This is a genomic window from Streptomyces alboflavus (assembly GCF_000716675.1).
Taxonomy (GTDB): domain Bacteria; phylum Actinomycetota; class Actinomycetes; order Streptomycetales; family Streptomycetaceae; genus Streptomyces; species Streptomyces alboflavus.
Map to the genome: position 1 here is coordinate 79,189 of NZ_JNXT01000016.1, position 26,944 is coordinate 106,132.

Below are 26,944 nucleotides of genomic sequence, written 5' to 3' on the forward strand. Positions count from 1 at the left end.
TGGCCCCGGTCACGGTGGGCCCGGGCCGAAAGTCCCTGGCCGGGGCCGCGCGCGGGTCGCGTACGATGGCCGGAGCAGAAGGGGAGTAGCTCTTCGCCGGACCGTCGACATACTGCTCAGCTCGTCTGAGCCGGCGCCCGGAGGCAGCCCACCGTGAGTGGGCGGCCAGCGAGACCTTCGGCCAGCAGTGCCCGACGCACACCTCCGTGTGCGTCACCGAGCGCTGCCGTGCCGAGGTGTCGTACGCGAAGGCTGCGGAACTCTCGGCGGGGCGGCCCGACCGATTGAGGAACCTTGATCAGCATCAGCGTGACGGCGCTTGTCTTCGGCGTCGTCTTCCTTGCCGAACTGCCCGACAAGACAGCGCTGGCCGGGCTCGTCCTCGGCACCCGTTACCGCGCCTCGTACGTCTTCGTGGGCGTCGCCGCCGCGTTCGCCGTGCACGTGGTGCTCGCCGTGGCGGCGGGCAGCGTGCTCACCCTGCTGCCGCAGCAACTGGTGCACGCCCTCACCGGCGTCCTCTTCCTCGGCGGCGCGGCGATGCTGCTGATGAAGAAGGACGATGACGACGAGCAGGTCAAGGCCCCCAAGGACCAGAGCTTCTGGCGGGTCTCGGGGGCGGGCTTCATGCTCATCCTGGTCGCGGAGTTCGGCGACCTCACTCAGATCATGACGGCCAACATGGCGGCGCGGTACGACGACCCGCTGTCCGTGGGCCTCGGTGCGGTGCTCGCGCTGTGGGTGGTCGCGGGCCTCGGGATCGTGGGCGGCAAGGCGCTGATGAAGCGGGTGCCGCTGGTCCTCATCACGAAGATCGCGGCGATGCTGATGCTGGCGCTCGGTGTGTGGAGCCTGTACGAGGCGATCGCGTAAGGGTGTGCCCAGAAGTGCGTCCAGGGATGTGCCCAGAGGTGCGCCTTGGTCTGCTGACCTGCGGTATTGGCGCTCGGAGGGCTTGTTTTGTACCGTGGAGGAACAAAGTGGCTTCGCCCGTTTCCCTGACCGGCGGGCGGAGCCGCCTTGTCTTCCACTTCCGTGTGCGGGCCCTTCCCTTGGAGTACGCCGATGACGGCTGCGAACGTACTGACCGCCCGAGCCCTCCTCCTGGACATGGACGGCACCCTCGTCAACTCCGACGCCGTCGTCGAACGCTGCTGGCGGCAGTGGTCCGCCAAGCACGGGCTCGACGCCGACGAGGTGATGAAGGTCGTGCACGGGCGGCAGGGGTACGCCTCCATGGCGCTGCTGCTGCCCGAGCGGCCCATGGCCGAGAACCACGCCGAGAACCGCGAGATGCTGGCGCGCGAGACCGCCGACATGGACGGCGTCGTGCCCATACCGGGAGCGCCGGAGTTCATGGCCTCCCTCGCCGGGCTGCCGCACGCCCTCGTCACGTCCGCCGACGTGGGGCTCTCCACCGGGCGGATGGCCGCGGCCGGGCTCACGCTGCCCGAGGTGCGGGTGACCGCCGAGAGCGTCGGGGCCAGCAAGCCCGACCCCGAGGGGTTCCTCAAGGGTGCCGCCGAGCTCGGGTTCGACCCGGCCGACTGTGTGGTCTTCGAGGACTCGGGGGCCGGGATCGAGGCGGGGCGGGCCGCGGGGATGCGGGTCGTCGGGGTCGGGCCGCGGGCCGGGGAGTACGGGCCCACGGTGTGGGTGGACGACCTCACGCAGGTGCGGGTTTCCGCTGACGCGGGGGTCTTGAGGCTTACGTTCGGGTGAGCCGGGTGGCCCTTGCCGGGCCGGGGGGGCGGGGTGGCCGCTAGGGGGAGTCGGTCTCGGATTCCAGGGATCTTCTTGTCGCCGGGCCGTAGGTGCCCTGGGGGTCCGTTCTGATGCCTCGGGCCCATTGGTAGCGGGATACTGCGCCGGTCACCGGGGGTGTGTAGCGGCCGTCCGCGGGGCCGATGTAGAGGTGCAACTGACGTAATCGCAGCTGGAGTTCGGCCACCTCGGCGCCCCGGTCGCCGCTGTGCAGGGCGGGCGCGCGGGATGGGGTGCGGGACGGGGGCGGGCCCACCGAACCCGTGGCGCGGGCCGTCGTGCGCGAGGGTGCGGGCGTCGGGGACTTGCGGACCGGTACCGACCGCGGGGCCGTGGCCGACGGGGTGCGGGTCGGGGTGCTGCGGGGGGCGATGGAGGCCGAGGGGGCCGGTGCGGCCCTCGGGGCGTTGCGCGGGGCGGGCTCCTTGGCGGTCCTGTGCGGGGTGTCGTCCGCCAGGTCCGGAAGCGCGCGGTCCGTGCCGCCGCCCCCGTCGCCGCCCGCCCCGTCCCCGGCGTTTCCGGACATCACCCCGCCCGTGAACACCGCTGCCGCCGCGACCACGAGGCCCGCCCCGGCGAACAGCGCTCCCCGCCCCCGCCGCGCGGACCGCTCCTGCCGGGTGGTGGCCTCGGCAGGCGTGGCCGTGGCGGCCGGGGGCAGCTGCGGGGGCAACGGTGCCGACGACAGCGCGGGCAAGGGAGCCGACGGCTCCGGCAGCGTCACGTACGGACGTATGCGTATCGGATCGAAGTCCTCCGCCGCGGCCGCCTCCGCGGACCGGGTTTCCAGGGCGGCGTCCGCGGCCTCGCGCGCGCAGCCGCAGGACGGGGCGGCCCTCGGGGGGCGGGGGGTGCCGCAGCCGGGACAGACCGGCCCGGCCGCGCCAGCCGGGCCTGCTGCCGTGTCCGCTGTGCCTGCCCCGCCCGCTGGGCCTGCTGCCGTGTCCGCTGTGCTTGCCGTGCCTGCCGCACCCGCTGCGTCCGCCGTGCCTGCCGCGTGCACCGCGTCCAGGGGGCCCTCGGGCTCCCGGGCACCCCCGGGCTCCCCGTGTCGTCCGGCCCGTCCGTTCGCCTCGCTCATCGCGTGCTCCCCTCCCTCGCCGGCCCCGCAGAGCTCTGAAGGAGTATGCAGCCACTCGGCTCGACAGGCCATAACGGATGACTCGGACCACGATGGAAGGTGGACAGCACCGCAGGAGGTGTCCATGACGCAGGACGTGAGCACCCGCCCGGCCGGGCCGCGGCCCGGCGGAGGACCTCCGGAACACGTGGGCGGCGGCGTACTGGTCTCCATCGGGGCGCTGCTCCTCGGCATGCTCCTCGCCGCCCTCGACCAGACCATCGTGTCCACCGCCCTGCCGACCATCGTCAGCGACCTCGGCGGCCTGGACCACCTGTCGTGGGTCGTCACCGCGTACATGCTGGCCGCGACCGCCGCCACCCCGCTGTGGGGCAAGCTCGGCGACCAGTACGGCCGCAAGAAGCTCTTCCAGACCGCCATCGTGATCTTCCTGATCGGCTCGGCGCTGTGCGGCGTCGCCCAGAACATGCCGCAGCTCATCGGGTTCCGGGCGCTGCAGGGCCTCGGCGGCGGCGGCCTCATGGTGCTCTCCATGGCGATCGTCGGGGACCTCGTCCCGCCCCGCGAACGCGGCAAGTACCAGGGCCTGTTCGGCGCCGTCTTCGGCGCGACCAGCGTCCTCGGGCCGCTCCTCGGCGGCCTCTTCACCGAGCACCTGAGCTGGCGCTGGGTCTTCTACATCAACCTGCCCATCGGCGTCGTCGCACTCGTCGTCATCGCCGCCGCCCTGCACATCCCGGCCAGCCGGGCCCGGCACGTCATCGACTACCTGGGCACCTTCCTGATCGCCTCCGTCGCCACCTGCCTCGTCCTCGTCGCCTCCCTCGGCGGTACGACCTGGGGCTGGGACTCGCCGCAGATCATCGGGCTCGCCGTGCTCGGCGCGGTGCTCGCCGTGTGCTTCGTGGCGGTCGAGCGGAAGGCCGCGGAGCCCGTCATCCCGCTGAAGCTGTTCCGGATCCGCACCTTCACCCTGACCGCCGTCATCAGCTTCGTCGTCGGCTTCGCGATGTTCGGCGCCATGACCTACCTGCCGACGTTCCTCCAGGTCGTCCAGGGCGTCTCGCCGACCATGTCCGGCGTCCACATGCTGCCCATGGTCGCCGGGCTGCTGATCGCGTCGACCGCCTCCGGGCAGATCGTCAGCCGTACCGGGCGCTGGAAGGTGTTCCCCGTCGCGGGCACCGCCGTCACCACCCTCGGCCTGCTGCTCCTGCACCAGCTCGACGAGAACAGCCCCACCGGCGAGATGAGCGCCTACTTCTTCGTCTTCGGCCTCGGCCTCGGGCTCGTCATGCAGGTCCTCGTCCTCATCGTGCAGAACGCCGTCGGCTACGAGGACCTCGGCGTCGCCACCTCCGGCGCCACGTTCTTCCGGTCCATCGGCGCCTCGTTCGGCGTCGCCATCTTCGGGACCGTGTTCACCAGCAGGCTCGGGGACAAGCTCACCGACGCCCTGCGCGGACAGGACCTGCCGGGCGGCGTCACCACCGACTCCCTCAAGGCCGACCCGCGCGGCATCGCCGAACTGCCCGCCGCGCTGCGGCCCGGAGTGCTGCACGCCTACTCCTCCGCCATCACCGACGTCTTCCTGTACGCGGCGCCGGTCGCCCTCGTCGCCTTCGTCCTCGCCTGGTTCCTGCGCGAGGACCGGCTGCGCGGGGCGGTGACGGCGCCCGACCCGACGCAGACGCTCGCCAGCAACCCGGTCGAGCGGTCCTCCTACGAGGAGGTGGCGCGCGCCTTGTCGCTGCTCGGGACGCGGGAGGGGCGGCGGGAGGTGTACGTCCGGATCACCGCGCGGGCCGGGTACGACCTGCTGCCCGCCGCCAGCTGGATGCTTCTGCGGATCGCCCGGCACGGGCACGTCGAGCCGGCCACGCTGGCCGAGCGCAGCATGATTCCCCTGACCGTCGTCACCCAGGCCTCCCGGCAGTTGGAGGAGCGGCGGCTCGCCCTCCGCGAAGGGCTCGGGCTTCGGCTCTCCGACTCCGGGCGGGTGGCCGCCACCGAGCTGGCCAAGGCCCGGGAGGCCGAGCTGGCCGAGCTCCTCGGGGACTGGTGGGGGCCCGGGCGGCCCACCGATCTCATGCAGTTGGTGGAGGAGTTGGGGGCGGAGATGTGCGGCTCCGACGCGGAGCGGCCTCGCGGCCTGCCCCGGGTGTAGGTGGCCGTCGGGCCCACGGTCGCCCTGTCCGGCGTGGTCGCCTCCCCCTGGCGCGGTCGCCTCACCGGCGCGGGGGTGGCCCCTCTTCGCCGCCCACCCGTTTGCTGTTGGGCGTGGAGTGGGCCCCATGGTGGCGCCCTCGTCGTCTCACCCGGCGCCTGGGCGGCCCTTCTGCGCCGCTCCTACTGGGGTGGGTGGGGTGGTCACGCCGCTCGGGGGCTCAGGTCCTTGCGGAACCAATGTTCCGCGTACGGCTCGGAGTTGTGCTGCGGCCCCTCCGCGTACCCGTGCCGCGCGTACAGCGCCCGTGCCTCGACCAGGTCGTTGCGGGTGTCGAGGCGGACGCGGACCGCGCCGAGGCCGCGGGCGGCCTCCTCCGCGGCGTCCAAGAGGACGGAGCCGCCGCCCTTCCCGCGCAGGCCCGCCGCGACGAAGACGCGCTTCAGCTCGGCGGTGGTGTCGTCCACGAGGCGCACCCCGGCCGTGCCCGCGGGCTCACCGTCCCAGCGGGCGACCAGCAGCACGCCACGCGGTGCCGCGAGCCCCGCCTCCACCGCGCCCGCCGCGATCTCACGCTCCAACTCGGCGGGATCGGTGGCGTGCCCCTCGTGCAACTCGTACCAGCGGTCGCTGACCTCGGTGTAGTACGCGCGCCACAGCGCGAGAGCAGCGACCGAGTCGACCGGTTCGGGGCCCACGATCCAGGACATGCGGGGTCAGACCTCCTTGTGGGGCGCATGGGATGCGTCAGAGCATCTTACGAAGCACGAGTGTTGACGATTCGGCGCCAGGAGAGACCAGAGGAGAGACGAGAGGGGGATCGTGCGTGGACAGGGGCGAAGGACCCCGCACGCTCGTCGAATCCGGCCTTGAACGCGTCAGCGGCGGGCTCACGGAATGCTCTGGATATCGACCCACGGGCTCGCGGCCCTCCGCCCGGGGCGGGCGGCCCATGGCCGCGCTATGCGGGTACCAGCACGGTTATGGAATCCACCTGCAACTCTGGAGCAGTCGTTTCTCCGCCGATCGTGTTCTCGTAGGTGATGGTCCCGCTCACTTCGACCTTCGCCGTGAAGGTGTCATCCGCGACTATCTCCGCGAACGCTGACGCCTCTCCGGTCAGGACGGTGTTGGTCGGATACTCGTAGGCGTAGGTGTGCCGAACGCCGTCGACACTGGCGCGGAGCATCTCGGTGCCCGTCGCCGTGTCGGACTGCGTTACCACCCCGTACACGACATAGCGCTCGCCGATGTGCGCGTCCGGGTTCTTCGCGATCAGTGCCCATTCGCGTGCGGTCAGCACGTCGTAATCAGCCGTGGGCTTCGGCAGTGGGGCCTGAACCGACGTGGTCGGCAGAGCGAGGGCTGCCCCAGACGTGGCCAGGACCAGCCCCAGCGTCGCCAGTATCCCCCCGAGCACCGCCAGCACCCCTGTGGTGATCACTCGGTTCTTCATCGGAACTCCTGGGGTCAGCTCCCCCTTCGATGGTAGATCCGGATTCGGGCGGCCGTCGCTTTCGTTGCCCCTTCGACGAGCGGGCCGGACGACGCGCGCAGCGGTGCTTGCCTCGGTGGCGGCCACCGGCGACATCTGTGGCATGTGACGGGCCCCGCACTCAGACATCGGCGCGGAGGCCCGTCAGGTGCCGGCGGTGTCAGGCCGCGGCAGGCGTCCGTGGCTCGTCGGCCCGGGGTGGTGTCACGAGGGCCGCTACTCGCTCTTGGGCGCCGCCTGCTGGACCACCTCGAAGGTCCAGACGGCGGCGCTGGACGACGCGGGCTTCGGCCGCTCCCCGGCGCCCTCCGCGCCGGCGGCACCCGCGGCACCCCCGCCCTGGTGCGCCGCCTTCATCGGGCCCTCCATCCACGCCTGGAAGGCCGCCTCGTCACGCCAGCGCGTGTACACCAGGTACTGGTCGGTGCCCTCGACGGGGCGGAGCAGTTCGAACCACTCGAAGCCGTCCGAGCTCTCGACGGCTCCCGCGCGGGAGGCGAACCTGCGCTCCAGGACCTCGCGCTGCTCCGCGGGCACGGTCAGGACGTTGATCTTCACGATGCTCATGGGCACCATCGTCGCGCACGCCCGCGCGGGCCCGACGGCCGCCCCGGCGACGCCGCGCGGGACTCATGCCCCGTGCCGCTCCCGCCAGTCCCGGGCGACCTCGTCGACGTCGAAGGGGCGCAGGCCGAGCGGCGGTCCGGGAGGCGGGGTGCGCAGGGCCTCGCGGATCTTGTCGTTGAGGTCGGTGACCAGGCGGCGGGCCATGGTTTCCGAGGGGGCCTCGGCGGCGGCGGCAAGGACGTCCTCGGCCTCCTTGCGGAGGGCCAGGGTCGGGGAGAGCACGCCCATGCCCTCACGGGCCAGCTTCCGCTTGACCCACCACATCTCGTCGTACGCCGCGCCGGGATCCTCCGGCAGGGGCTTGCCGCGTCCGGGCAGGGCGGCGAAGTCGCCCCGCTCCTCCGCCTCACGGATCTGCTTGTCGACCCAGGACTCGAAGTTGACTCCCGGTGGCTTCCGTTCAGTCATACGACCATGGTGGCAGAGGGCCCCCGGCGGCGCGGGGCCACGGGCCCGCAACACCGCGGGGCTAGGATGCGGCCGGTTGTCCGGACTTCGGGTCAGGGGGTACCCAGGTGCTTGAACTCACCATGGCGATGGTGTCGGGGGTGTCGGACGCGGACGCGGGAGCGACCGCCGGAATGCTCCTCGCGGAGGAGCCGAGCGAGCCCGGCGCGGTGCTCCGCGTGGGGCGCGACCGCGCCGTCTGCCGGCTCGCGCCGCCGCAGGACTGGCTGTTCGTCTCCCGTACCCACCTGGAGTTCCGCTGTCGCGTCGACGGCGCGTGGACGGTCACCTGGGTCCGCGGCTCCCAGCCCGACCCGGCGTCCGAGGTGCGGATCCTGGCCGGGGGGACGGCGGTGCCCCTCGCGTACGGAGGGACGACGCCGTTGCCCCGGGGCGGCTCCGGTGAGGTCGTCGTGCAGGACCGGTCGGGGCCGCGCAGCGTCAACGTGGGCTTCTACCACGAGGATTGAGCGGGTGGCGGGGCCGGGCTCAGTCCCGTACGCGCCCTTCAGTCCAGTACGCGGGCCAGCGCGAAGCCGTCGTAGCCCTTCGTGCCGACCGTCTGCACCGCCGTGCCGTCCAGCTTCGGGTGGGTCGCGATCAGGTCCAGGGCGGCGCGGGTGCCGCGGACGCTCGGGTCGTCGCTGGTGGCGTCGGTGACGGCGCCGCCGCGTACGACGTTGTCGATGATGATGAGGCTGCCCGGGCGGGTCAGCCGGAGGGACCACTCCAGGTAGTTCGCGTTGTTGGCCTTGTCCGCGTCGATGAAGACCAGGTCGAAGGGGGCCGGGTCCTCGTCGTGGAGGGCGGCCAGCGAGGTCAGGGCCGGGCCCGTGCGGACCTCGGTGATCTTGTCGAGGTCGGCGCGGGCGAGGTTGGCGCGGGCCACCTCGGCGTGTTCCGGCTTGTACTCCAGGGTGATCAGGTGGCCGTCGGCGGGGAGGGCGCGGGCCAGCCAGATCGTGCTGTAGCCGCCCAGGGTGCCGATCTCCAGGATGCGGTGGGCGCCCTGGAGTTGGGCCAGGAGGTGGAGGAGTTTGCCCTGGTTGGGGGCTACGGCGATGGCCGGCAGGCCGGCCGCTTCGCTGTCCTGGAGGGCGGTGGTGAGGGCCGCGTCCGCGGGGGTGAGGAGGTCGGTGAAGTAGTGGTCGACGGTGTTCCAGAGGGTGGGCTCGGTGCTCATGCGGGCGTGCTCCTTGGGGTTGGGCGGCGCTGCGGGTCGGGCGGCGCTGCGCTGAGCATTCCCCAACCCCGCCCCTTCCCGAAACCGGGGCTTCGCCCCTGGACCCCGGGGGTGGGGGTCCCGTTGCCGTGGGACGGGGGCACCGTCGAATCGGCGCTCCGCGCCTCGTCCTCAAACTCCCCCAAGCTCTTAAGGAGCAGGGGGTACCCCCACGACGGGCTGAAAACTTCCCCGAGGCGGGCTGAAAACTTCCCCGAGGTGGGCGGAAAGTCTTACCGAGGCGGGTGGAAAACCTTACCGAGGCGGGCGGAAACTCCTCGCTGGGGCGGGCTGAGTGACACCGGGCAGGCAGTGCGTCCCACTCCGGCCGAAGCAATAGCTGGGGCGGGCGGGTGGGGAAAAGCCCGTCCGGCGTTTGAGGACGAGCGCGGAGCGCGATCCGGGGGTGACCCCGTCCGTGCCGGGGTCAAGGCCGGTCGGGTCGGGGCTCCAACGACGGTGGGGAGCCCGGGAGGGGGCGGCCCGCCGACTCCTGGAGGTACCAGACGGCCACGCCACCGATCACCGCCGCCGCCATCATGTAGTACGCGGGCATCATCACGTCCCCCGTGGCCCCGATCAGAGCCGTGACGACCAGCGGCGTCGTGCCGCCGAAGATCGAGACGGACACGTTGAAGCCGATGGAGAGGGACCCGTAGCGGACGGGGGTGGGGAAGAGGGCGGGGAGGGTCGCCGGCATGGACGCGGTGAAGCAGACCAGGAGCAGGCCGAGGGCCGCCATGCCGAGGCCGATGGCCCACAGGGAGCCGTTGCGGATCAGGAGCAGGGCGGGGATGGACAGGAGCAGGAAGCCCGCGCAGCCCGCGGCGATGACCGGGCGGCGGCCGACCCGGTCCGTGAGGGCGCCCACGAACGGCTGGGCGCACATCATCAGGGCCATGACGACGAGCACGACGAGCAGCCCGTGCGTCTCGTCGTACTCCAGCTCACCGGTGAGATAGCTCGGCATGTACGACAGGAGCATGTAGTCGGTGACGTTGAAGACCAGGACGAGCCCGACGCACAGGAGCAGGGCCCGCCACTGCCCGGTCACGAGGTCCCGGATCCGCACCTTGGGCCGGGCTCGCTCGTCCTCGTGGGCCTTGGCCAGCTGCGCGGCGAACGCCGGGGTCTCCTCCAGGCGTGTGCGCAGATAGAGGCCGATGAGCCCCATGGGCCCGGCGATGAGGAACGGGATGCGCCAGCCCCAGGACTGCAGGTCGTCGCTGGAGAGCAGCGCCGTCATCAGGGTCACGAGGCCCGCACCGCCGATGTATCCGGCGAGGGTGCCGAATTCCAGCCAGCTCCCGAGGAAGCCGCGCTTCTTGTCGGGCGCGTACTCGGCGATGAACGTGGCGGCGCCCGCGTACTCGCCGCCGGTGGAGAAGCCCTGCACCAGGCGGGCGGCCAGGAGCAGGACCGGCGCCCAGACGCCGATGGTGGCGTACGACGGGATCAGGCCGATCGCGAACGTGCCCGCCGCCATCATGATCATGGTGAGGGCGAGGACCTTCTGGCGGCCCACGCGGTCGCCGAGCGGGCCGAAGACCATGCCACCGAGCGGACGGATCAGGAAGGCCGCGGCGAAGGCGCCGAACGTCGAGAGCAGCTGGGCCGTGGGGTTGCCGGAGGGGAAGAAGACCTTGCCGAGGGTGACCGCGATGTAGCTGTAGACCCCGAAGTCGAACCACTCCATGGCGTTGCCGAGCGCGGCGGCCTTCACGGCGCGCTTGACCAGCGCGGGGTCCGTGACGGTGGCGGCGCCGTCCGCCGGCGTCGCTGCGGGCGCGGGGTCCGTCCCGGTGGGGGAGGGGGCCGCGGGGGTGCGGGGTCCGACGTGTTGCGCGGTCGGCAAGGGCTCGCTCGCCTGCCTTTCGTGGACGACAAGGACCCGGTGACCTTAGGTGCAGTAACCATCATTACGGGGGGTGCGGGAGTGATCGCGCAGTGTGCGCAATCGCCCTGTATTCAGGCCAAACGGGGGTACTTCCGGCGAGCGCGGCATGAGTCCCATGTGATCTATGTCGCGTCCGGGCGGGGGAACCGGGCAGGGGGGTTCCCGCCGTCCTTGCTCGAATGAGTCCGTGGAACCGGGGGAACCGGGCCTCCCGCCTGCGCGGAAAGCGGCCACCGGGCGGCGCGGCCGCAGCGGGGCGGTTGGGCACCGGCGCCCAAAAGCCGGTAGAAAGCGGGTGTGGCTGCCAGGCGAACTGGGGGTTGCGCGCGTCTCACTCAGGGGCATGCGAGCCTCTTTGGGCGAGATCAGGAATCTCCTGGCACTTTGATCAAGGATGACGGATGGGGCGGGAGGGCCGACAGGGCGTGGCGAATGTTGAGCACAGGGGACCGGGGAATGCCTTGGGCGCGGGGGCATCCGGGACACCCGAGGGGCGAATCGGAGCGGTCCGTGTCGCCCTCTGGCTGATCGCCGCCGTCCTCGCCGTCCGCCAGGCCGCCGTCGTCCTGCGCACCCCCAAGGGCGAGCGCCTGATCGACTGGGAGACCTGGGTCGGGCCGAACGGCGTGCTGCACGTGAACGGCTCGCTGTACGACGCGGACAAGTTCACCGGCACCCCCTTCGCCGGACTCGTCCTCAAGCCGTTCGCCCGGGTCGCCGAGGACGCCCTCGGCTGGGCCTGGACCTTCGGCACCCTCGGCCTCGTCGTGGTCCTCGGCCTGGTCGCCGCCCGCGCGCTGCCGCAGCCGGTCTCGCGCCGCACCTCGCTGCTCGCGGCCCCCCTCGCGATCTCCCTGCTGATGCTGTCCCTGCCGGTGCGCAACACCCTGCACCTGGGCCAGACCAGCATCATCCCCGTCCTGCTCGTCCTCCTCGGCTGCTTCGCCGTGCGCGGGGAGCGGGCCAGCGGCATCCTGATCGGCCTCGCCGCGGCCCTGCAGCCCACCGTGCTCCTGTTCGCGCCGCTCCTGTGGTTCACCGGACGCAAGAAGGCCGCCGTGTCCACGGGCGCCACCTTCGCCGCCGCCACCGCCATTGCCTGGGCGGCCATGCCGCACGACTCGTGGACGTACTGGATCCACCACCTGGCGGGCGCCGGACTCGGCGCCAACCCGGACGCCAACGCCAACCAGTCGCTGCACGGAGCCCTGCTCCGCCTCGGCCTTCAGGGACCGCTCGAAATAGGGCTCTTCCTCGGCCTGGGCGCCGGCGTCGCCTTCCTCGGCCTGCGCCGGGCCGTGCGCTACGCCCGCGACGGGCAGCTGCTCCTCGCCGTCGCGCTCACCGGCTGCGTCGCCATCGCCGTGTCCCCGACCAGCTGGCAGCACCAGCTCCTGTGGCTGCTGCTCGCCGTCGTCGGCCGGGTCGGCAAGCGGGCATCGGACCGGTACGTGTGGCCGATCGCGGTCGTCCTCGTGATGACGCTGCCGTCGAAGATGATGCTGCCGAACATGTCGGTCCTCGAGCCGCTGCGCGACAACGTCGTCCTGCTCGCCGCGCTCGCCTCCGCGCTGATCGTGCCGTTCCTGTCCCGCACGGCTCCCGAGTACCAGCGGCCGATCCCCACCTCGTACGCCGATCCCGTCCCGGCGCGCTGGAAGTGGGTGCCGCTGTTCCCGTTCTGGCGGCGCGTCCTGACCCGCCCGAACCTGCTCCTGGAACTGCTCCTCATCCGCGTCGGCTACTCCGCGTATCAGCAGACCCGCCTCGCCGCGACCGGCGGCACCATCTCCGGCGGCCGGGAGCGGGCCGAGACGCACGGCGAACAGATCCACTCCATCGAGCAGTTCCTGCACATCGACATCGAGCACTGGTTCAACCAGCTGACGGCGCGCACGCCCTGGATGGAGAGCTTCTTCAACTTCTACTACACGTCGTTCCACTTCGTGGTGCCGCTGAGCGTCCTCGCGATCCTGTATCTGCGCCGCCCCGCCCAGTACCGCTGGGCGCGCTCCGCGCTGGGCTTCGCGACGCTGCTCGCGCTCATCGGCTTCTGGGGCTACCCGCTCGCGCCGCCGCGGCTGATGGAGGACCTCAACTTCATCGACACCATCCACGGCGTGCAGGACTTCTCGCAGCCGGACTACGGCACGCTGACGAAGCTCACCAACCAGTACGCGGCGATGCCCTCGCTGCACTTCGGCTGGTCCCTGTGGTGCGGTCTGACCATCGCGATCCTCGCGCCCAAGTGGTGGATGAAGGCCCTCGGCCTGCTGCACCCGTTCTTCACGGTCTGCGCGATCGTGGGCACCGGCAACCACTGGATCCTCGACGCGGTGGGCGGCGCGGCCGTCGTCGGCGCCGGATTCGGGCTGACGTACCTGCTCCAGGGGCCGCGGGTGAAGCACGTGCTCAAGGTCGGGACGGGGCTGAAGCCGGCGATGGCGGGCCTCCCGGCGGAGCCGCCCGGCGCCCCGGACGCCCCGTCGGACAAGCCGAAGGACATCCTGAGCACCCCTGAGGACGGGCTCAGCACGCCGAAGGACGCGAAGGGCGACCGTACCCCGAGCTGATCCGGTAGGTGCCGGGCGTCTGGACCGTCAGCTCCGTGAACTCGCCGTTCGGCTTCAGGCACGCACCCGCGGCCCGGAGCCACGGCGAGTACACGATCCGCACGGTCACCGAGCCCCGCTCCGGCACCCGCACCACCACGTCGGTGCTGGTGGACCGGACGACGGAGGCGGGCGCCGACGCCATCGGCACCGCGTTCCGCACCCGGAAGATCCGCCAGTGCTTGTCCTTCCACACCGGCTCCAGCCACTTCGGGCCGCTCCTGACCAGCGCGGCCTCGTCGAGCGCGGGCCCGTCGGGCCGACCGGACGGCAGCACGACGAAGCCGACCGCCCACTTGTCGAGCCAGGCGCGGTAGGTCGTGGCGGAGAACGAGCCGTCGTAGAAGAGGCGGCCGCGCTCGATGTCGAGCTGACGGTTCCAGCCGCGCGCCATGTTCACGTACGGCGCGAGCGCGGTGGCCTCGCGGTGGTTGCGGGCCGGTACCACCTCGACCCGGCCCCGGTCGGCGCCGAGCCGCTTCAGTTCCCGGACGACGGCCTGGGTGTCCGTCGCCCAGGCCGGGACGACGGTGGACACCTCCAGGTCGTCGGCCGTCTTCTGCGCGACCCACGCCGTCGACAGGACCAGAGCCGTCACCAGGGCCATCCGCCGCATCACCGGAAGCGCCGGGGTCAGCAGGGCCGCGAGCAGCAGGGCGGGCGCGACGAGTTCGGCGAGGCGCTCGACGTTCGTGCCGATCGGTGACGGGATGAGGTACGTCAGGACGGTCCCCACTGCGTACACCCCCGCCCCCCACCGCAGCACCCGCCACTCCCGTGGCCCCGCCACCACCAGGACGAGGCTGAAGAACACCGGCGGGAAGATCCGGTCCGCCCACATCAGGTGCTCGCCCTTGAAGGGGAAGAGCAGGGTCGTCACGCCGACCACCACGACCGGCGGCGCGAGCAGCGCGGCGGCGCGCCCCCACTCCCGTACGAAGAAGTAGCCCGACCCCACGACGAGCAGGAACAGGCCCGCCACCGGGGAGGCCATGGTGGCGAGCGCCGAGCACACCACCGCGACCGTCAGGCGCTTCGCGCACAGGAGCGCGAGGACCGCGCCGAGCCCGAAGGCGAGGCCGAGGGCGAACGTGGTGCGACCGGACGCGACGTTGCACCACACGGCGAGGGAGGCGAGGACCGCGGGCCACAGCGGGCGGCGCACGCCCGCGCGCTCGATGAGCACGGCGACCAGCCAGGCCCCCGCGACGCCGGAGAGGACCGTGACGGTCTTCACGCCGATCGCGGCCATCAAGTACGGCGATATCAGGCTGTAGTTGGCGGTGTGCATGCCGCCGTACCAGAACAGGCTGTACGCGGCGGAGCCGTGGTCGGAGGCGAATCTGGCCCAGGCCTGCTGTGCGGCGAGGTCGCCGCCGCCGGTGGCGAGGAAGGCCGCCCACAGCGCGTACAGGGGAAGGGTGGGGGCGGTGGCGAGTACCGGGACGCGGTGGCGGCGGTAGAAGGAACGGGCGGCCCGGCGGAAGGGATTCTTCCGTTCGGTGGGTGCGCTGCCGGTCGGGAGGATCGAGAGGTCGGCAGAGACCACGGTCACCGTTTCCGTTCGACGTCTGGGACGGGTGGAGGGCTCAGGTACACCTCCCAAGACGCTGTGTTCGACGAAAACGTTGGCGATGATTGCCGATCAAGTGAACTTTTGGCGGATTTCTTGGGTCCGTTTCCCTCGGTGGGAACCGGAGAGGCAGGGGCGGGGCGTAGGGGTGTGCCCCTGCCTCCCGTCCTCGGGGTCAGCGGGTGCTGACCTGGAGTTCCTTGACTCCGTTGAGCCAGGCCGAGCGCAGTCGGCGGGGGTCGCCGACCAGGCGGAGGGTGGGCATGGCCTCGGCGATCGCGTGGAAGATCAGGTTGATCTCCAGGACCGCGAGGGACTTGCCGAGGCAGAAGTGCGGGCCGCCGCCCCCGAAGCCGAGATGGGGGTTCGGGTCCCGGCTGATGTCGAACACGTCGGGGCGCTCGAAGACCTCGGGATCGTGATTGGCGGAGGAGTAGAAGATCCCGACCCGGTCGCCCTTCTTGATCCGGGCCCCGCCCACCTCGGTGTCCTGGGTGGCGGTGCGCTGGAACGACACCACGGGCGTGCCCCACCGCACGATCTCCTCGGCGGTCGTCGCCGGGCGCTCGCGCTTGAACAGCTCCCACTGGTCGGGATGGGTGAGGAAGGCGTGCATGCCGTGCGTGATGGCGTTGCGGGTGGTCTCGTTGCCCGCGACGGCGAGCAGGATCACGAAGAACCCGAACTCGTCCGAGGACAGGTTCCCCTCGTCCTCCGCCGCGACCAGCTGGCTGACGATGTCCTTGGCCGGGCACTCCTTGCGGGCGGCGGCCAGGTTCATCGCGTACGACACGATCTCCATGGCGGCCTCGGCGCCGACCTCCTCGGTGATCGCGTACTCCGGATCGTCGTACGCCGCCATCTTGTTGGACCAGTCGAAGATCTTCGAGCGGTCCTCCTGCGGTACGCCGATCAGCTCCGCGATGGCCTGCAGCGGCAGCTCGACCGCGACCTGGGTGACGAAGTCGAACGAGCCGTCGTCGGCGGCGTTCTCCAGGGCGGCTTCGACGATCCGGTGCGCGCGGCTGCGCAGGGCGTCCTCCAGGGAGCGGATGGCGCGCGGGGTGAAGCCGCGCTGCACGATCTGGCGCACCCGGGTGTGCTCGGGCGGGTCCATGTTGAGCATGATCAGCTTCTGGACCTCGATCTGGTCGCGGCTGATCGACTCGTTGAAGCGGATGACGGCGGTGTTGAGGTTCGAGGAGAACAACTCCGGGTGCGTGGACACGTACTTGACGTCGGCGTGCCGGGTCACGGCCCAGTACCCCGCGTCGCCGAAACCGGCGACGCCCGGCCGCTGGGCGATCCAGCGCACCGGCTCCGACTGCCGAAGCCGCGCGAACTCCGGGAAGGGCACGCGGTCTTGCAGCACATCGGGATCGGTGAAGTCGAACCCGTCGGGCAGCGCGGGACAGACCATCAGCAACTCCAGACGTTCATCTGACGGGGCATCAGGAGATGCGTCGCAACGTAGTAACGGGTTCTACAAGTGGCAAGGCCCTTGACGCGTCGCTTTGGGCGCCGGTTGTGCGGGCGGTGCGTGCACGACCCTTGCGGCGGCGGGGTCGGGCTCAGCAGACTGGGGAGATAACTAGAACGCGTACTAGTTATCGCGTGCGGGCTGCCGGGACGCCCCGTGGGCTGTGGAGGAGAGGACGAGTCTATGGCCGCTGAACCTGTCATCGTCGAAGCCGTACGCACGCCGATCGGCAAGCGCGGGGGTGCGCTCGCCAACCTCCATCCCGCCTATCTTCTGGGCGAGACCTACCGCGAACTCCTCGGTCGCACCGGCATCCACGCCGACTGCGTCGAGCAGATCGTCGGCGGCGCGGTCACCCAGGCCGGCGAGCAGTCCGCGAACCCCGCGCGCACCGCGTGGCTCACCATGGGCCTGCCGTACGAGACCGGGGCGACGACGGTCAACTGCCAGTGCGGCTCGTCCCAGCAGGCCGCGCACCTGGTCGCCAACATGGTCGCGGGCGGCGTCATCGACGTCGGCATCAGCTGCGGCGTCGAGTCCATGTCGCGGGTGCCGCTCGGGTCCGCCTCCAAGCACGGGCCCGGCAAGCCGTTCCCCGACGAGTGGAACATCGACCTGCCCAACCAGTTCGAGGCGGCCGAGCGGATCGCCCGCAAGCGGGGGCTCAGCCGCGAGAACGTCGACTCCCTCGGGCTCATCTCGCAGGAGCGGGCCGCCGTCGCCTGGGGCGAGGAGCGGTTCAAGCGCGAGACGTTCGCCGTGCAGGTGCCCACCGACGAGGCCGAGCAGGCCGCGGGGCAGGGGATGTGGCGGCTCGTGGACCGCGACGAGGGGCTCCGCGACACCTCCATGGACGCCCTCGGGCGGCTCAAGCCCGTCATGCCCACCGCCGTGCACACCGCCGGGAACTCCTCCCAGATCTCCGACGGGGCGGCGGCACTGCTCTGGACCTCCAAGCGGATGGCTCGGGCGCTGCGGTTACGGCCGCGGGCGCGGATCGTCGCGCAGGCGCTGGTGGGGGCCGATCCGCACTTCCACCTCGACGGGCCGATCGACGCCACTCGGGCCGTGCTCGGCAAGGCGGGGATGTCCTTGGCGGACATCGATCTGGTCGAGATCAACGAGGCGTTCGCCTCCGTCGTGCTGAGCTGGGCGCAGGTCTTCGGGCAGGACCTGGAGAAGGTGAACGTCAACGGCGGTGCGATCGCCCTTGGACACCCGGTCGGGGCGACCGGGGCGCGGCTGCTGACCACCGCCCTTCACGAACTGGAGCGGGCGGACAAGGAGTTCGCGCTGGTGTGCATGTGTGCGGGGGGTGCGGTGGCGACGGCGACGATCCTGCAGCGGCTGTAGCCCGCGTGGGACGCCCCAGTCCCGCCCCTTCCCGAAACCGGGGCTGCGCCCCTGGACCCCGGGGGTGGGTGTCCCGTTGCCCTGGGCCGGGGGCACCCTCGAATCGGCGCTCCGCGCCTCGTCCTCAAACGCCGGACGGGCTGAAAATACTTCGCCGTGGCGGGCTGAGGGCTTCCGCCGGGCGAATGGGGCGAGCTGATGGTGCCGACTGCCTCTGTCGGTTCAAAGGTGGGGCGGGTGGGTGGGAGAAAGCCCGTCCGGCGCTTGAGGACGAGCGCGGAGCGCGAAAGAGGGCGGCACCCCGCACGGGGTGCCGCCCTCTTTCGCGGCTCAAGTGGGAACTGGTCAAGGCCCAGGGGCCAGGCTCAGTACCAGCCGTTAGCCTGCCAGTGGCTCCACGCGCCGCACGGGCTGCCGTAGCGGTCCTTCATGTACGCGTGGCCCCACTTGATCTGGGTCTCGGGGTTGGTCTGCCAGTCGGCGCCCGCCGAGGCCATCTTCGAGCCGGGCAGGGCCTGGACCAGGCCGTACGCGCCGGAGGAGGCGTTCTTGGCGTTGACGTCCCAGCCGCTCTCGTGGGAGACGATGCGGTCGAAGCACTGGAACTGCGCGTCGTCCGCGATCATCCGCTGCGCCACGGCCTTGGCCGAGTCGGAGGTCGCAGCCGCCGGGGCGGCCTGGGCGGGGGCCGCAGCGAAGACCATGCCTGTGGCGGCGGCCGTGACGGCGCCGGCGGCGAGGGCCTTCTTCGGGGAGGCGATGCGGCGGAGGATGGAGACGGACACAGAGGAACCTTCCGTGGGGAACAGGGGCGGTCGCGGCACGCCGTGGTCACGCGGACCGTGGGGGGAATGCCTCGGCGCCGAGGCCCGGGTGGGCTCGTCGGCGCCGTGCGACTCATCCAGAGAAGCAGGGCTGTTACGCCGCCGCAATGACCCCTCTTACTAGTGGCACTCGCACCCGTGCCGGACGACCCTCGTGTGAGCTGGGTCTCAATCCGCAGGTCAGCGCGGAGATTGGCGCGTACGCGACAAAGGGAAGCGGCTACTGGCCCCGGTAGTAGAGGACCAAAGTCCTGTGGGCCGCCTCACCCGCCACCCACCCGTTTCATCACAGAACGCGCAAGGCCGTTCACCGCTGCGAGGGCTCGAATGTGACCGGCGTCTCGAACGCGGCCCGCCTGGTCGCCCGGCGCAGCGCCTTCAGGACGGCCGGGCCGAGCGTGACGCTGAGGACGACCGTGACGACGGCCCGGGGCAGGTCCCAGCCGAGGGAGGTGGCCAGGCAGTACGCGACGAAGCGGGCGAGGTTCTCGCCGACCGGGTCGCCGGGGACGAAGGAGACGCCGGTGGCGAGGCCGCCGATATAGGGCCAGCCCTGGAGGTTCATCACGGTGCCGTACAGGACGGAGGAGACCGCTCCGTACGCCCCGAGCACGTACAGCTCACCCCGTCCGCGCAGAGTGTCGGGGCCCGGCAGCAGCCCCGCCCCCATGCACACCCACCCCATCGCCAGCATCTGGAACGGCATCCACGGCCCCACGCCACCCGTGAGCAGCGCCGACGCGAACATCGACACCGCCCCGAGCACGAAGCCGAACCCCGGCCCGAGGACCCGCCCGCTCAGCACCATCAGGAAGAACATCGGCTCGATCCCGGCCGTCCCCGCGCCCAGCGGCCGCAGCGCCGCCCCCGCCGCGGCGAGCACCCCGAGCATCGCGATGGCCTTCGCGTCCAGGCCGACGTCGGCGATCGTCGCCACGACCACGCCGAGGAGAAGGGGAAGGAGCGCCGCGAACAGCCACGGGGCGTCCTTCGCGTGTGCGCTGAGGCCCGAGTCCGACCCGGCGAGCAGTGGCCATCCGAAGGCGACGACGCCGACGGCGCTCACCAGTGCCAGCGCGGCGATGGACCGGCGCCCCAGGCGGACGGGGCGCACCTGTCCGCTACTCATCGGTCGCCTCCAGAGCCTCCAGAGCCGCCAGGGCCTCCCGTACCTGCGTCACCGTCAGCCACGGCTGCGGCGCGAGCACCTTCGTCACCTGGGGGGCGAACGACGGTGACGACACCACGACGTCCGCCGTCGGGCCGTCGGCCACCACCTCGCCGTCGGCGAGGATCACCACCCGGTGGGCCAGCTCGGCGGCCAGTTCCACGTCGTGGGTGGCCAGGACGATCGCGTGGCCGCGGCCCGCGAGGTCCCGCAGGATCGTGACCAGGCGGGCCTTGGCCGCGTAGTCCAGGCCGCGGGTCGGCTCGTCGAGCAGGAGCAGGGGCGGGCGCGCGGTCAGGACGATCGCGAGGGCGAGGGCGAGGCGCTGGCCCTCGGACAGGTCGCGGGGGTGCGTCTCGTCCGCGATGCCGGGGACGAGCTCGGCCACCAGGGCCCGGCAGGTGCCCGGCGCCGCGTCCGCGTCGCGGTCGGCGGCGGCGCACTCGGCCGTGACCGTGTCCGCGTACAGGAGGTCGCGCGGCTCCTGCGGTACGAGGCCGACGTGCCGGATCAGTTCGCGCGGCGGCATCCGGTGCGGAGCGGCGCCGCCGACCCGCACGGTCCCGGAGGTCGGCGGCAGCAGGCCGACCAGGGTGGACAGGAGGGTGGACTTGCCCGCGCCGTTGCGGCCCATCAGGGCGACGGTCTCGCCGGGGGAGACGGTGAGGTCGACCCGGCGCAGGGCCTCGACGCGGCCCCGGAGCACGGCGAGCCCGCCGACCCGGGCGGCGGGCTCCGCCTGTGCGGACGTCACCCCGTCGGGCCCCGCCCCCGAGTGCGCCGCCGCGGTCACCACCTCCGCCAGTCGCTCCCGCAGCGCCCCCGTCCGCCGCCGCGCGTCCCGCACCGTCAGCGGCAGCGGCGTCGCGCCCGCGAGGCGGCCCAGGCCCACCACCGGCGGGTACACCGGCGAGACGGCCATCACCTCGGCCGGGTCGCCGAGGAGCGGGGGCTCGCCGGGGGCGGCGAGGAGGAGGACCTGGTCGGCGTACTGCACGACGCGTTCCAGGCGGTGCTCGGCCATCAGGACGGTGGTGCCGAGGTCGTGGACGAGGCGTTGGAGGACGGCGAGGACCTCCTCGGCGGCGGCGGGGTCGAGGGCCGACGTCGGTTCGTCGAGGACGAGGACGCGGGGGTGCGGCGTGAGGACGGAGCCGATCGCGACGCGCTGCTGCTGGCCGCCGGAGAGGGTGGTGATGGGGCGGTCGCGCAGCTCGGCGAGGCCGAGGAGGTCCAGGGTCTCCTCGACGCGGCGGCGCATCACGTCCGGGGCGATGCCGAGGGACTCCATGCCGTACGCCAGCTCGTCCTCGACGGTGTCGGTGACGAAGTGGGCGAGCGGGTCCTGGCCCACCGTGCCGACCACGTCGGCCAGTTCGCGGGGCTTGTGGGTGCGGGTGTCGCGGCCCGCGACGGTCACGCGGCCGCGCAGGGTGCCGCCGGTGAAGTGCGGGACGAGGCCGCTGACCGTGCCCAGGAGAGTCGACTTGCCGACACCGGAGGGGCCGACGAGCAGCACCAGCTCGCCCTCGGGCACGTCCAGGTCGACGCCCTGGACGGTGGGCCCGGCGGCGCCCTCGTACCGTACGGAGACGTCCTCGAACCGGATCATGGTCATGAGGTCTTCTCCTCGGCGTCGCGGCGGGCGCGGGTGGGCACGGGTGCCTCGGCGGGCGGTGGCACGGGGGCCACGAACGCCGGGAGCAGGCCGATCAGGACGGCCGCAGCGGGCAGCAGCGGCAGGGTGGGGGCGACCAGCGGGACCACCCCGGGGTGCAGCGCGGCCGCGGCGGACGAGCTCGCGGCGATCATCAGGGCGGCGACCGCGGCACCGGAACCGGCGACCAGCCAGGCCCGCGCCCCCCACCGGTCCGGCCGGTAGCGCGTGCGCACCGAACGCCGCCCGCCGAGCCAGAGCCCGCCGAGCGCGGCGCCGAGCCCGACGGCGAGCACCGGCAGGCCGTACGTCGAGCCGTCCGCCGTGAGTAGCCCGTACGTACCCGCGCAGACCCCCATGAGGCCGCCGAGCGTGAGGACCGCCGTCGTCCTGCGCACCCGCGCGGGCACGGCGGCGGTGCGGCCGAAGCCCCGCGCGTCCATCGCCGCGGCAAGGGCGACGGAACGCTCCAGGGCGCCCTCCAGGACGGGCAGGCCGACCTGGAGCAGCCCCCGTACGCCCTTGTCCGGGCGGCCGCGCAGGCGTCGGGCGGCGCGCAGCCGCTGGACGTCGCCGATCAGGTTCGGCGCGAACGTCATCGCGACGACGACGGCCACCCCGACCTCGTAGAGCGCCCCGGGCAGGGACTTGAGGAGGCGGGCCGGGCTGGCGAGGGCGTTGGCGGCGCCCACGCAGATCAGCAGGCCCGCGAGGCGCACCCCGTCGTACAGCGCGAACAGGACGCCCTCCGCGGTGACCCGGCCGCCGATGCGCACGCCCTGCGCCCAGTCCGGCAGCGGCACCTCGGGCAGCGTCACGATGAGGTGGGTGCCGGGGATCGGCGAGCCGAGGACGATCGCGAAGACCAGGCGGATGCCGATGACGACGAGGGCGATCTTCACGAACGCGCCGTAGGAGCGGGCCCACGGCGCGGACGTGCGCCGGGCCGCGACGACGTACCCGGCGACGCCGATGAGCAGCCCGATCAGGAGCGGGTTGGTGGTGCGGGACGCGGCCGTCGCGAGGCCGAGCGCCCACAGCCACCAGGCGCCCGGGTGCAGCGCGTTGGAGCGGTGCGCCTGGGGCGCGAGGCGCCGCCGCGGGACGAGCCGGTCGGCGGCCGCGTCAGCCACGGCGGCGGCGGGCCTGCCAGACGGCGGCGGCACCGAGCGCGACGATCGCCGCGACCCCGGCGAGCAGGCCCACGGAGGGACCGCCGTCCCCGTCGCCGTCCTTGGCCGACGCGGTTCCGTCAGCCTTGTCGCCCTTGCCGCCCGACTCCTTGCCGGAGACCTGCTCGCCGCAGCCCTGCTCCGGATAGCCGGAGATGGCGCACAGCAGCGCCGAGCTGTTGTAGCGCAGCGGCTTGGCGACGGCGGCGAGCGCGTCGGCGGTGGTCCCGTCGGAGTCGACCCGCGCGCACGCCGTACGACGCTTTGGCGGCTGCTCGCCGCCGGGGGCGTCGTCCGGCGTGCCGAAGTCGACGACGAGCGCGACGCGCTTCTGGCCGTCCTTCGCGGGGGTGTCGGCGCAGATCGCGTCGAAGTCGGCGGCGCCGCGCGGCTTCTCGGCGCTGCCGGAGTTCGCGGACACGGCGAACCGGAAGCCCTCGACGTCGCCGTCGTCGGGCCGGGCGATGGAGGGGCCCTGCGTCGCGTACACCCACGCGCCGCTCTTGCCCTGCTGCCAGAACGACCAGTAGCGGTAGTCGGCGGCGTGGGCGGGGCCCTGGGCGAGGAGCGCGGCGGGCAGGGTCAGCAGGGCGGTGAGCAGCGCGGCCACCGTGAGGCGGCCGCGCCCCGGGTGGCGCCGGCTCACAGCTGGTTCTTCTTCTTGCGGCCGCTGAGCAGGAAGCCGATGCCCGCGCCCGCGACCAGGCCGACGCCGACGATCCACCAGACGCTGACGCCGGAGCCGTCGTCGTCCTTCTTCTCGTCCTTCTCCTCGGCCCCGACGGTGACCTCGCTGACCGCCTTCGGGGTCGGGCCCTGCGCGTTGAGCTGCTTGACGAGGTCGGCGCCGCCGAAGTCGCGGGCGTCCATGCCCGCGGCGAGGGACGCGAAGACCAGCTGGGCGTAGGCGGCGGGGCCGCTCTCCTTGGCCCAGGCGGCGGAGTTCTCCGACAGCCACTCGCCGGACTTCTCGGCCTGCTCCTGCTGGCCCGCCGCGGCGAGCGCGACCACGGCGTCGGCGGTGTTGCCGACGTCGGGCTGGTCCTTGGCGCCGGGCATGGCGGAGGTGAGGTGGCCGGTCTTGGCGAGGGACTTCAACAGATAGCCGGTGCCGTTGGCGGCGGCCTGCCCCGCGGTGTCGGGCTTCGCGCACTTCGGCGCGGCGTCGGCCTTCTTGCCCTTCACGGGCACCAGGCCCTGGCCGAGGCCGCCGAGCACCCCGGCCGCGGTCGCGTCGGCGTTCGGGGCGAGCTTGCCGGACTTGGCGTCGGCGAGGCCGAACGCGCCGCCGTCCTTGCCGCAGTCCATGGCGAGCTTCGTGAGCGCGTCGAGCGGCGACTTGCCCTTCTGGGACTTCACCGACGCGGGCTTCTCACCGACGGCGGCGAGGGCGCCGACGACGATGCCGGTGGAGTTGGCGTCGCTGGGCAGGCCCGGGTTGTAGCCCCAGCCGCCGTCCTGGTTCTGCACGGACTTCAGCCAGTCGAGGCTCTTCTTCACCGCGCTCGACTCGTTGCCGACGGCGTGCAGCGCCTGGATCGCGGCGGCCGTGGAGTTCGAGTCGACCTGCGTCTTGGAGTTGCAGGGCTCACTCGCGTCCGCGCGGTACGCCGCGAAGCCGCCGCTCGCGCACTGCTGGCCGGTGAGCCAGTCCACGGCCTTCGCGGCCGGGGTGACGCCCACGGTCTTCTGCGCGAGCAGGGCGTACGACTGCCGGAACACGCCGTCGAACTGCGGGTCCTTCTTGCCGTACAGACCCGAGGGGAGCGGGCCCTTGGGCGACGGCGAGGCGTCGTCGGCGAAGGCGGCCGGGGCGGCGGCGGTGCCGAGGGCGACGACGGCCACGGCCAGGGCAGCTGCGCTGCGGCGAACGTTCATGATGCGGCGGGTGCCTCTCCCTGCGGGGGGCCGGGCAGCACGGCACGGAGGGGCACCGGGCGGCTCCGGCTCCGTATACCTCGACGGTGCCGGCCATCGGCACGATCCGATGACGCGAGCCGGTCATGCGGCGTGCGAGGCATTCCGGCTTGCCGCGCGGGTTGTGCGCGGCTGTACGGCTGCGGGTCAGCGCCGGACTTCCACCGGCTTCCCCTCGTACGCGCATGAGACGACCCGCCCACTGTACCGGCCCGTAGCCCGCGCCCCGGGGCCCGGCACGGGGTCCCGCCGCCCTCGCTCCGGCGCGCGCCGGAGCCAGGACCGTGCTCCCGGCGCGGTCTGGCAGGGGCCGCTGGGGCGGCGTTACGTTGGCTCGGGCCTCTGGACACGGGAGTTGGGCTCGGGCCTCTGGATACGGGCTCGGGCCTCTGGATACGGGAGTGGAGAGGGAGCACGCATGGCGGTCACCGCGACGGAGCGTGAGATGAGGCCGGGCGGGCGGGACGGCGCCCGGGTCTGCCTCGTGACCGGCGCCGCGTCCGGCATCGGCCGGGCCGTCGCGCGCCGCCTCACCGGCCGGGGCCACCGGGTCATCGGCGCCGACGTCAAGGACACCGACGGCGTCGACATCCAGGCCGACCTGGGGACCGCCGACGGGCGTGCGCTGCTCGCCGATGCCGCCGCCGAGCTGGGCGGCGGGCGGCTCGACGCGGTGGTGGCGTGCGCGGGGGTCGGCGTGTTCGACCCCGTCACGGTGCGGGTCAACGCCTTCGGCGCCATCGCCACGCTCGCGGGCCTGCGGCCGCTGCTCGCCGTGGGCCGCGACCCGCGCGCGCTCGCCGTGTCGTCGGTCGCCGCCGTGCACGAGACCGACCCGGCGATCGTCGCCGCCGTCCTCGCGGACGACGAGGAGGCCGCCGTGGCCGCCGCGCGGGCCGCCGTCGACCGCGGCGAGGGCCCCCTCGTGTACGCCTCCTCCAAGCGCGCCCTGGTCCGCTGGGTGCGCAGGGCCGCGGTCACCGACGCCTGGGCGGGCGCCGGGATCCCCCTCAACGTCATCGCCCCCGGCATCGTCCGCACCCCCCTCAGCCGCCCCATGCTGGAGAACCCCGAGACCCGCGCCGTCGCCGACGCGGGCGTACCCATGCCCCTGCACGGCTACGCCGACCCCGAGCAGGTCGCCCCGCTCGTGGACCATCTGACGGCGCCGGAGAACACGCACGTCACGGGTCAGGTGGTGTTCATCGACGGGGGTGCGGACGCGGTGCTGCGGGGGGACGAGGGCTGGTGAGCGTCGGCGTTCCGGCCGGGTGGGTGGGCTGCCGGGGCGTCGGGACGCCGGGGTGAGCGCCGTCTATGCCCCACCCTCCCCGCACGCCACGTACGTCACCGGATCACTCCCCGCCACTGCCTCCGCGCGCCCCAGCTTCACAAGCCGCCGCAGGTGGGCCTCCGCCTCCGACACCGCGATGTTCCGGGAGCCGTAGGGGATGTCGGCCCAGGGCCTGTTCCACTCCATGCGCTCGGCGAGCTGCCAGGGGGTGCGGGGCTCGGTGAGCAGGGTGAGGAGCTGGGTGAGGCGCTCCTCGTGGTGGTCCAGCAACTCCCGTACGCGGGGCCGGGCTTCGGTGAAGGCGTGCTGATGGGCGGGCAGCACCTCGGCGACGCCGAGCCGCCCGACGCGCTCCAGGGAGTCCAGATAGTCGCCAAGGGGGTCCCCCCTGCTCGAGCGAAGCCGAGAGCTTGGGGGCGGATCGGTGACGGCCGTGGGGTCGTCCGGGTCCTCGTAAAGACCGATGTGCGGGGTGATGCCGGGCAGCAGGTGATCGCCGGAGAAGAGCCGCCCGCGACCGGCGAGCCCCGCCGGATGGTCCTCCTCCAGATGCAGGCAGACGTGGCCGGGGGTGTGCCCCGGGGTCCAGATCGCCCGCAGGGCGCGCCCCGCGAGGGGGAGGAGCTCACCGGGGGCGATGGACCGGTCGGGCAGGGCGGGGGCGAGACCCGGGAGCCTCGGGGTGCGGCCCGCGTCCCGGGCGGCGAGCAGCGGGGCCACGTGCTCGGCGGGAGCGCCGGCGGCGGCGAGCTTGTCCGCCATGTACCCGTACCAGCGGGCGGGCGCGTGCTCGCGGGTGCGCCGCACCACGTCGGCGTCGGCGTCGTGCATGGCGATCCACGCCCCCGACGCCTCCCGCACCTTCGCGGAGAGCCCGTGGTGATCGGGGTGATGGTGCGTGATCAGCACCCCGTGCACGTCCCCGACGTCGGCCCCGCACGCGGCGATCCCCGCGACGAGGGTGTCCCACGACCCCGGGTCGTCCCACCCGGTGTCGATCAGGACGGGCCCACGACCGGTGTCCATGAGGTGCACGAGGGTGTACCCGAGCGGGTTGTCGGGGATGGGCACCCGCATGCTCCACACCCCACCACCGTGCGCGACGATCCCCGCGCCGCTGCCCTGAGCCATCCGTTGCCCCCGCTCGCCGCCGAGGGTGCCCACTATAACTAGAACTTGTTTCGATAGTCGCTC

Annotated in this window: 23 protein-coding genes and 1 riboswitch; of the genes, 7 read left to right on the forward strand and 16 right to left on the reverse strand. The window is 72.7% G+C overall.

What is annotated here, in order from left to right:
- Window positions 1–294 precede the first annotated feature (294 nt).
- Both OO63_RS14195 and OO63_RS14200 read left to right on the forward strand, forming a co-directional pair.
- Complete coding sequence (locus OO63_RS14195) at window positions 295–873, forward strand: TMEM165/GDT1 family protein (RefSeq protein WP_030358494.1); 579 nt, start codon at window positions 295–297, stop codon at window positions 871–873.
- A 192-nt stretch (window positions 874–1,065) separates the two neighbouring features.
- Window positions 1,066–1,722: an HAD family hydrolase gene (locus OO63_RS14200; RefSeq protein ID WP_030358493.1), complete on the forward strand. Its 657-nt coding sequence runs from the start codon at window positions 1,066–1,068 to the stop codon at window positions 1,720–1,722.
- A 40-nt stretch (window positions 1,723–1,762) separates the two neighbouring features.
- Here OO63_RS14200 and OO63_RS14205 read toward each other — a convergent pair whose 3' ends face one another.
- The gene (locus OO63_RS14205) at window positions 1,763–2,845 is read right to left on the reverse strand and encodes a peptidoglycan-binding domain-containing protein (RefSeq protein WP_157853998.1); all 1,083 of its coding nucleotides are present in this window, start codon (window positions 2,843–2,845) and stop codon (window positions 1,763–1,765) included.
- A gap of 124 nt (window positions 2,846–2,969) precedes the next feature.
- Here OO63_RS14205 and OO63_RS14210 point away from each other — a divergent pair, with 124 nt between their 5' ends.
- Complete coding sequence (locus tag OO63_RS14210; RefSeq protein WP_051810850.1) at window positions 2,970–5,012, forward strand: MDR family MFS transporter; 2,043 nt, start codon at window positions 2,970–2,972, stop codon at window positions 5,010–5,012.
- Window positions 5,013–5,215: 203 nt separating this feature from the next.
- Here OO63_RS14210 and OO63_RS14215 read toward each other — a convergent pair whose 3' ends face one another.
- The 4 genes from OO63_RS14215 to OO63_RS14230 all read right to left on the reverse strand — a co-directional run bounded on the left by OO63_RS14215 (window position 5,216) and on the right by OO63_RS14230 (window position 7,542).
- Window positions 5,216–5,722, reverse strand: coding sequence for a GNAT family N-acetyltransferase (locus OO63_RS14215; RefSeq protein ID WP_030358490.1), 507 nt, complete (start codon window positions 5,720–5,722; stop codon window positions 5,216–5,218).
- 251 nt (window positions 5,723–5,973) lie between these two features.
- Window positions 5,974–6,468, reverse strand: coding sequence for a hypothetical protein (locus OO63_RS14220; RefSeq protein ID WP_051810851.1), 495 nt, complete (start codon window positions 6,466–6,468; stop codon window positions 5,974–5,976).
- A gap of 255 nt (window positions 6,469–6,723) precedes the next feature.
- Window positions 6,724–7,074, reverse strand: a complete 351-nt coding sequence (locus OO63_RS14225) for an antibiotic biosynthesis monooxygenase family protein (RefSeq protein WP_030358488.1) — start codon at window positions 7,072–7,074, stop codon at window positions 6,724–6,726.
- A 63-nt stretch (window positions 7,075–7,137) separates the two neighbouring features.
- Complete coding sequence (locus tag OO63_RS14230; RefSeq protein ID WP_030358487.1) at window positions 7,138–7,542, reverse strand: DnaJ family domain-containing protein; 405 nt, start codon at window positions 7,540–7,542, stop codon at window positions 7,138–7,140.
- Between the two features lie 107 nt (window positions 7,543–7,649).
- On the opposite strand from OO63_RS14230, the gene OO63_RS14235 reads away from it, so the two are divergent.
- Complete coding sequence (locus OO63_RS14235) at window positions 7,650–8,051, forward strand: FHA domain-containing protein (RefSeq protein ID WP_030358486.1); 402 nt, start codon at window positions 7,650–7,652, stop codon at window positions 8,049–8,051.
- A 38-nt stretch (window positions 8,052–8,089) separates the two neighbouring features.
- Here OO63_RS14235 and OO63_RS14240 read toward each other — a convergent pair whose 3' ends face one another.
- Window positions 8,090–8,764 (reverse strand): O-methyltransferase, encoded by a 675-nt coding sequence (locus tag OO63_RS14240; protein WP_030358485.1) that lies wholly within the window; start codon window positions 8,762–8,764, stop codon window positions 8,090–8,092.
- A gap of 466 nt (window positions 8,765–9,230) precedes the next feature.
- Window positions 9,231–10,658: a glycine betaine/L-proline transporter ProP gene (gene proP / locus OO63_RS14245; RefSeq protein ID WP_030358484.1), complete on the reverse strand. Its 1,428-nt coding sequence runs from the start codon at window positions 10,656–10,658 to the stop codon at window positions 9,231–9,233.
- A 467-nt stretch (window positions 10,659–11,125) separates the two neighbouring features.
- On the opposite strand from proP, the gene OO63_RS14250 reads away from it, so the two are divergent.
- Window positions 11,126–13,273 carry a bifunctional glycosyltransferase 87/phosphatase PAP2 family protein gene (locus OO63_RS14250; protein WP_234311165.1) on the forward strand — a complete coding sequence of 716 codons (2,148 nt, stop codon included), beginning with the start codon at window positions 11,126–11,128 and terminating at the stop codon, window positions 13,271–13,273.
- Here the strand turns inward: OO63_RS14250 and OO63_RS14255 are convergent.
- Both OO63_RS14255 and OO63_RS14260 read right to left on the reverse strand, forming a co-directional pair.
- Window positions 13,230–14,861 (reverse strand): hypothetical protein, encoded by a 1,632-nt coding sequence (locus tag OO63_RS14255; protein WP_397622123.1) that lies wholly within the window; start codon window positions 14,859–14,861, stop codon window positions 13,230–13,232. The two genes, OO63_RS14250 and OO63_RS14255, sit on opposite strands and share 44 nt — an antisense overlap.
- A gap of 199 nt (window positions 14,862–15,060) precedes the next feature.
- Window positions 15,061–16,305 carry a cytochrome P450 gene (locus OO63_RS14260; RefSeq protein WP_030358481.1) on the reverse strand — a complete coding sequence of 415 codons (1,245 nt, stop codon included), beginning with the start codon at window positions 16,303–16,305 and terminating at the stop codon, window positions 15,061–15,063.
- A gap of 243 nt (window positions 16,306–16,548) precedes the next feature.
- Between OO63_RS14260 and OO63_RS14265 the strand changes: the two genes are divergently transcribed.
- On the forward strand, window positions 16,549–17,718 hold the full coding sequence (locus OO63_RS14265; RefSeq protein ID WP_030358480.1) for a steroid 3-ketoacyl-CoA thiolase: 1,170 nt from the start codon (window positions 16,549–16,551) through the stop codon (window positions 17,716–17,718).
- 365 nt (window positions 17,719–18,083) lie between these two features.
- Here OO63_RS14265 and OO63_RS14270 read toward each other — a convergent pair whose 3' ends face one another.
- The 6 genes from OO63_RS14270 to OO63_RS14295 form a co-directional block, all read right to left on the reverse strand.
- On the reverse strand, window positions 18,084–18,503 hold the full coding sequence (locus OO63_RS14270) for an aggregation-promoting factor C-terminal-like domain-containing protein (RefSeq protein ID WP_030358479.1): 420 nt from the start codon (window positions 18,501–18,503) through the stop codon (window positions 18,084–18,086).
- 346 nt (window positions 18,504–18,849) lie between these two features.
- Window positions 18,850–19,671, reverse strand: coding sequence for an ECF transporter S component (locus OO63_RS14275; protein ID WP_030358478.1), 822 nt, complete (start codon window positions 19,669–19,671; stop codon window positions 18,850–18,852).
- Complete coding sequence (locus OO63_RS14280; RefSeq protein WP_030358477.1) at window positions 19,664–21,322, reverse strand: ABC transporter ATP-binding protein; 1,659 nt, start codon at window positions 21,320–21,322, stop codon at window positions 19,664–19,666. The genes OO63_RS14275 and OO63_RS14280 overlap by 8 nt, the downstream gene beginning before the upstream one ends.
- 2 nt (window positions 21,323–21,324) lie before the next feature.
- Window positions 21,325–22,500 carry an energy-coupling factor transporter transmembrane component T gene (locus tag OO63_RS14285; protein ID WP_051810859.1) on the reverse strand — a complete coding sequence of 392 codons (1,176 nt, stop codon included), beginning with the start codon at window positions 22,498–22,500 and terminating at the stop codon, window positions 21,325–21,327.
- A complete protein-coding gene (locus OO63_RS14290) occupies window positions 22,493–23,185 on the reverse strand; it encodes an SCO2322 family protein (protein ID WP_051810852.1) in 693 nt (230 codons plus the stop codon). Before OO63_RS14290 ends, OO63_RS14285 begins: the two co-directional genes overlap by 8 nt.
- Window positions 23,182–24,417 (reverse strand): SCO2321 family membrane protein, encoded by a 1,236-nt coding sequence (locus OO63_RS14295; protein WP_030358474.1) that lies wholly within the window; start codon window positions 24,415–24,417, stop codon window positions 23,182–23,184. Before OO63_RS14295 ends, OO63_RS14290 begins: the two co-directional genes overlap by 4 nt.
- Before the next feature lie 122 nt (window positions 24,418–24,539).
- Window positions 24,540–24,664: riboswitch (cobalamin riboswitch) on the reverse strand.
- A 210-nt stretch (window positions 24,665–24,874) separates the two neighbouring features.
- On the opposite strand from OO63_RS14295, the gene OO63_RS14300 reads away from it, so the two are divergent.
- Window positions 24,875–25,708, forward strand: a complete 834-nt coding sequence (locus OO63_RS14300) for an SDR family oxidoreductase (protein ID WP_078619126.1) — start codon at window positions 24,875–24,877, stop codon at window positions 25,706–25,708.
- Between the two features lie 63 nt (window positions 25,709–25,771).
- Here the strand turns inward: OO63_RS14300 and OO63_RS14305 are convergent, their stop codons facing one another.
- The gene (locus OO63_RS14305) at window positions 25,772–26,881 is read right to left on the reverse strand and encodes a Strvi_7410 family MBL fold metallo-hydrolase (protein ID WP_030358472.1); all 1,110 of its coding nucleotides are present in this window, start codon (window positions 26,879–26,881) and stop codon (window positions 25,772–25,774) included.
- Window positions 26,882–26,944: the final 63 nt, after the last annotated feature.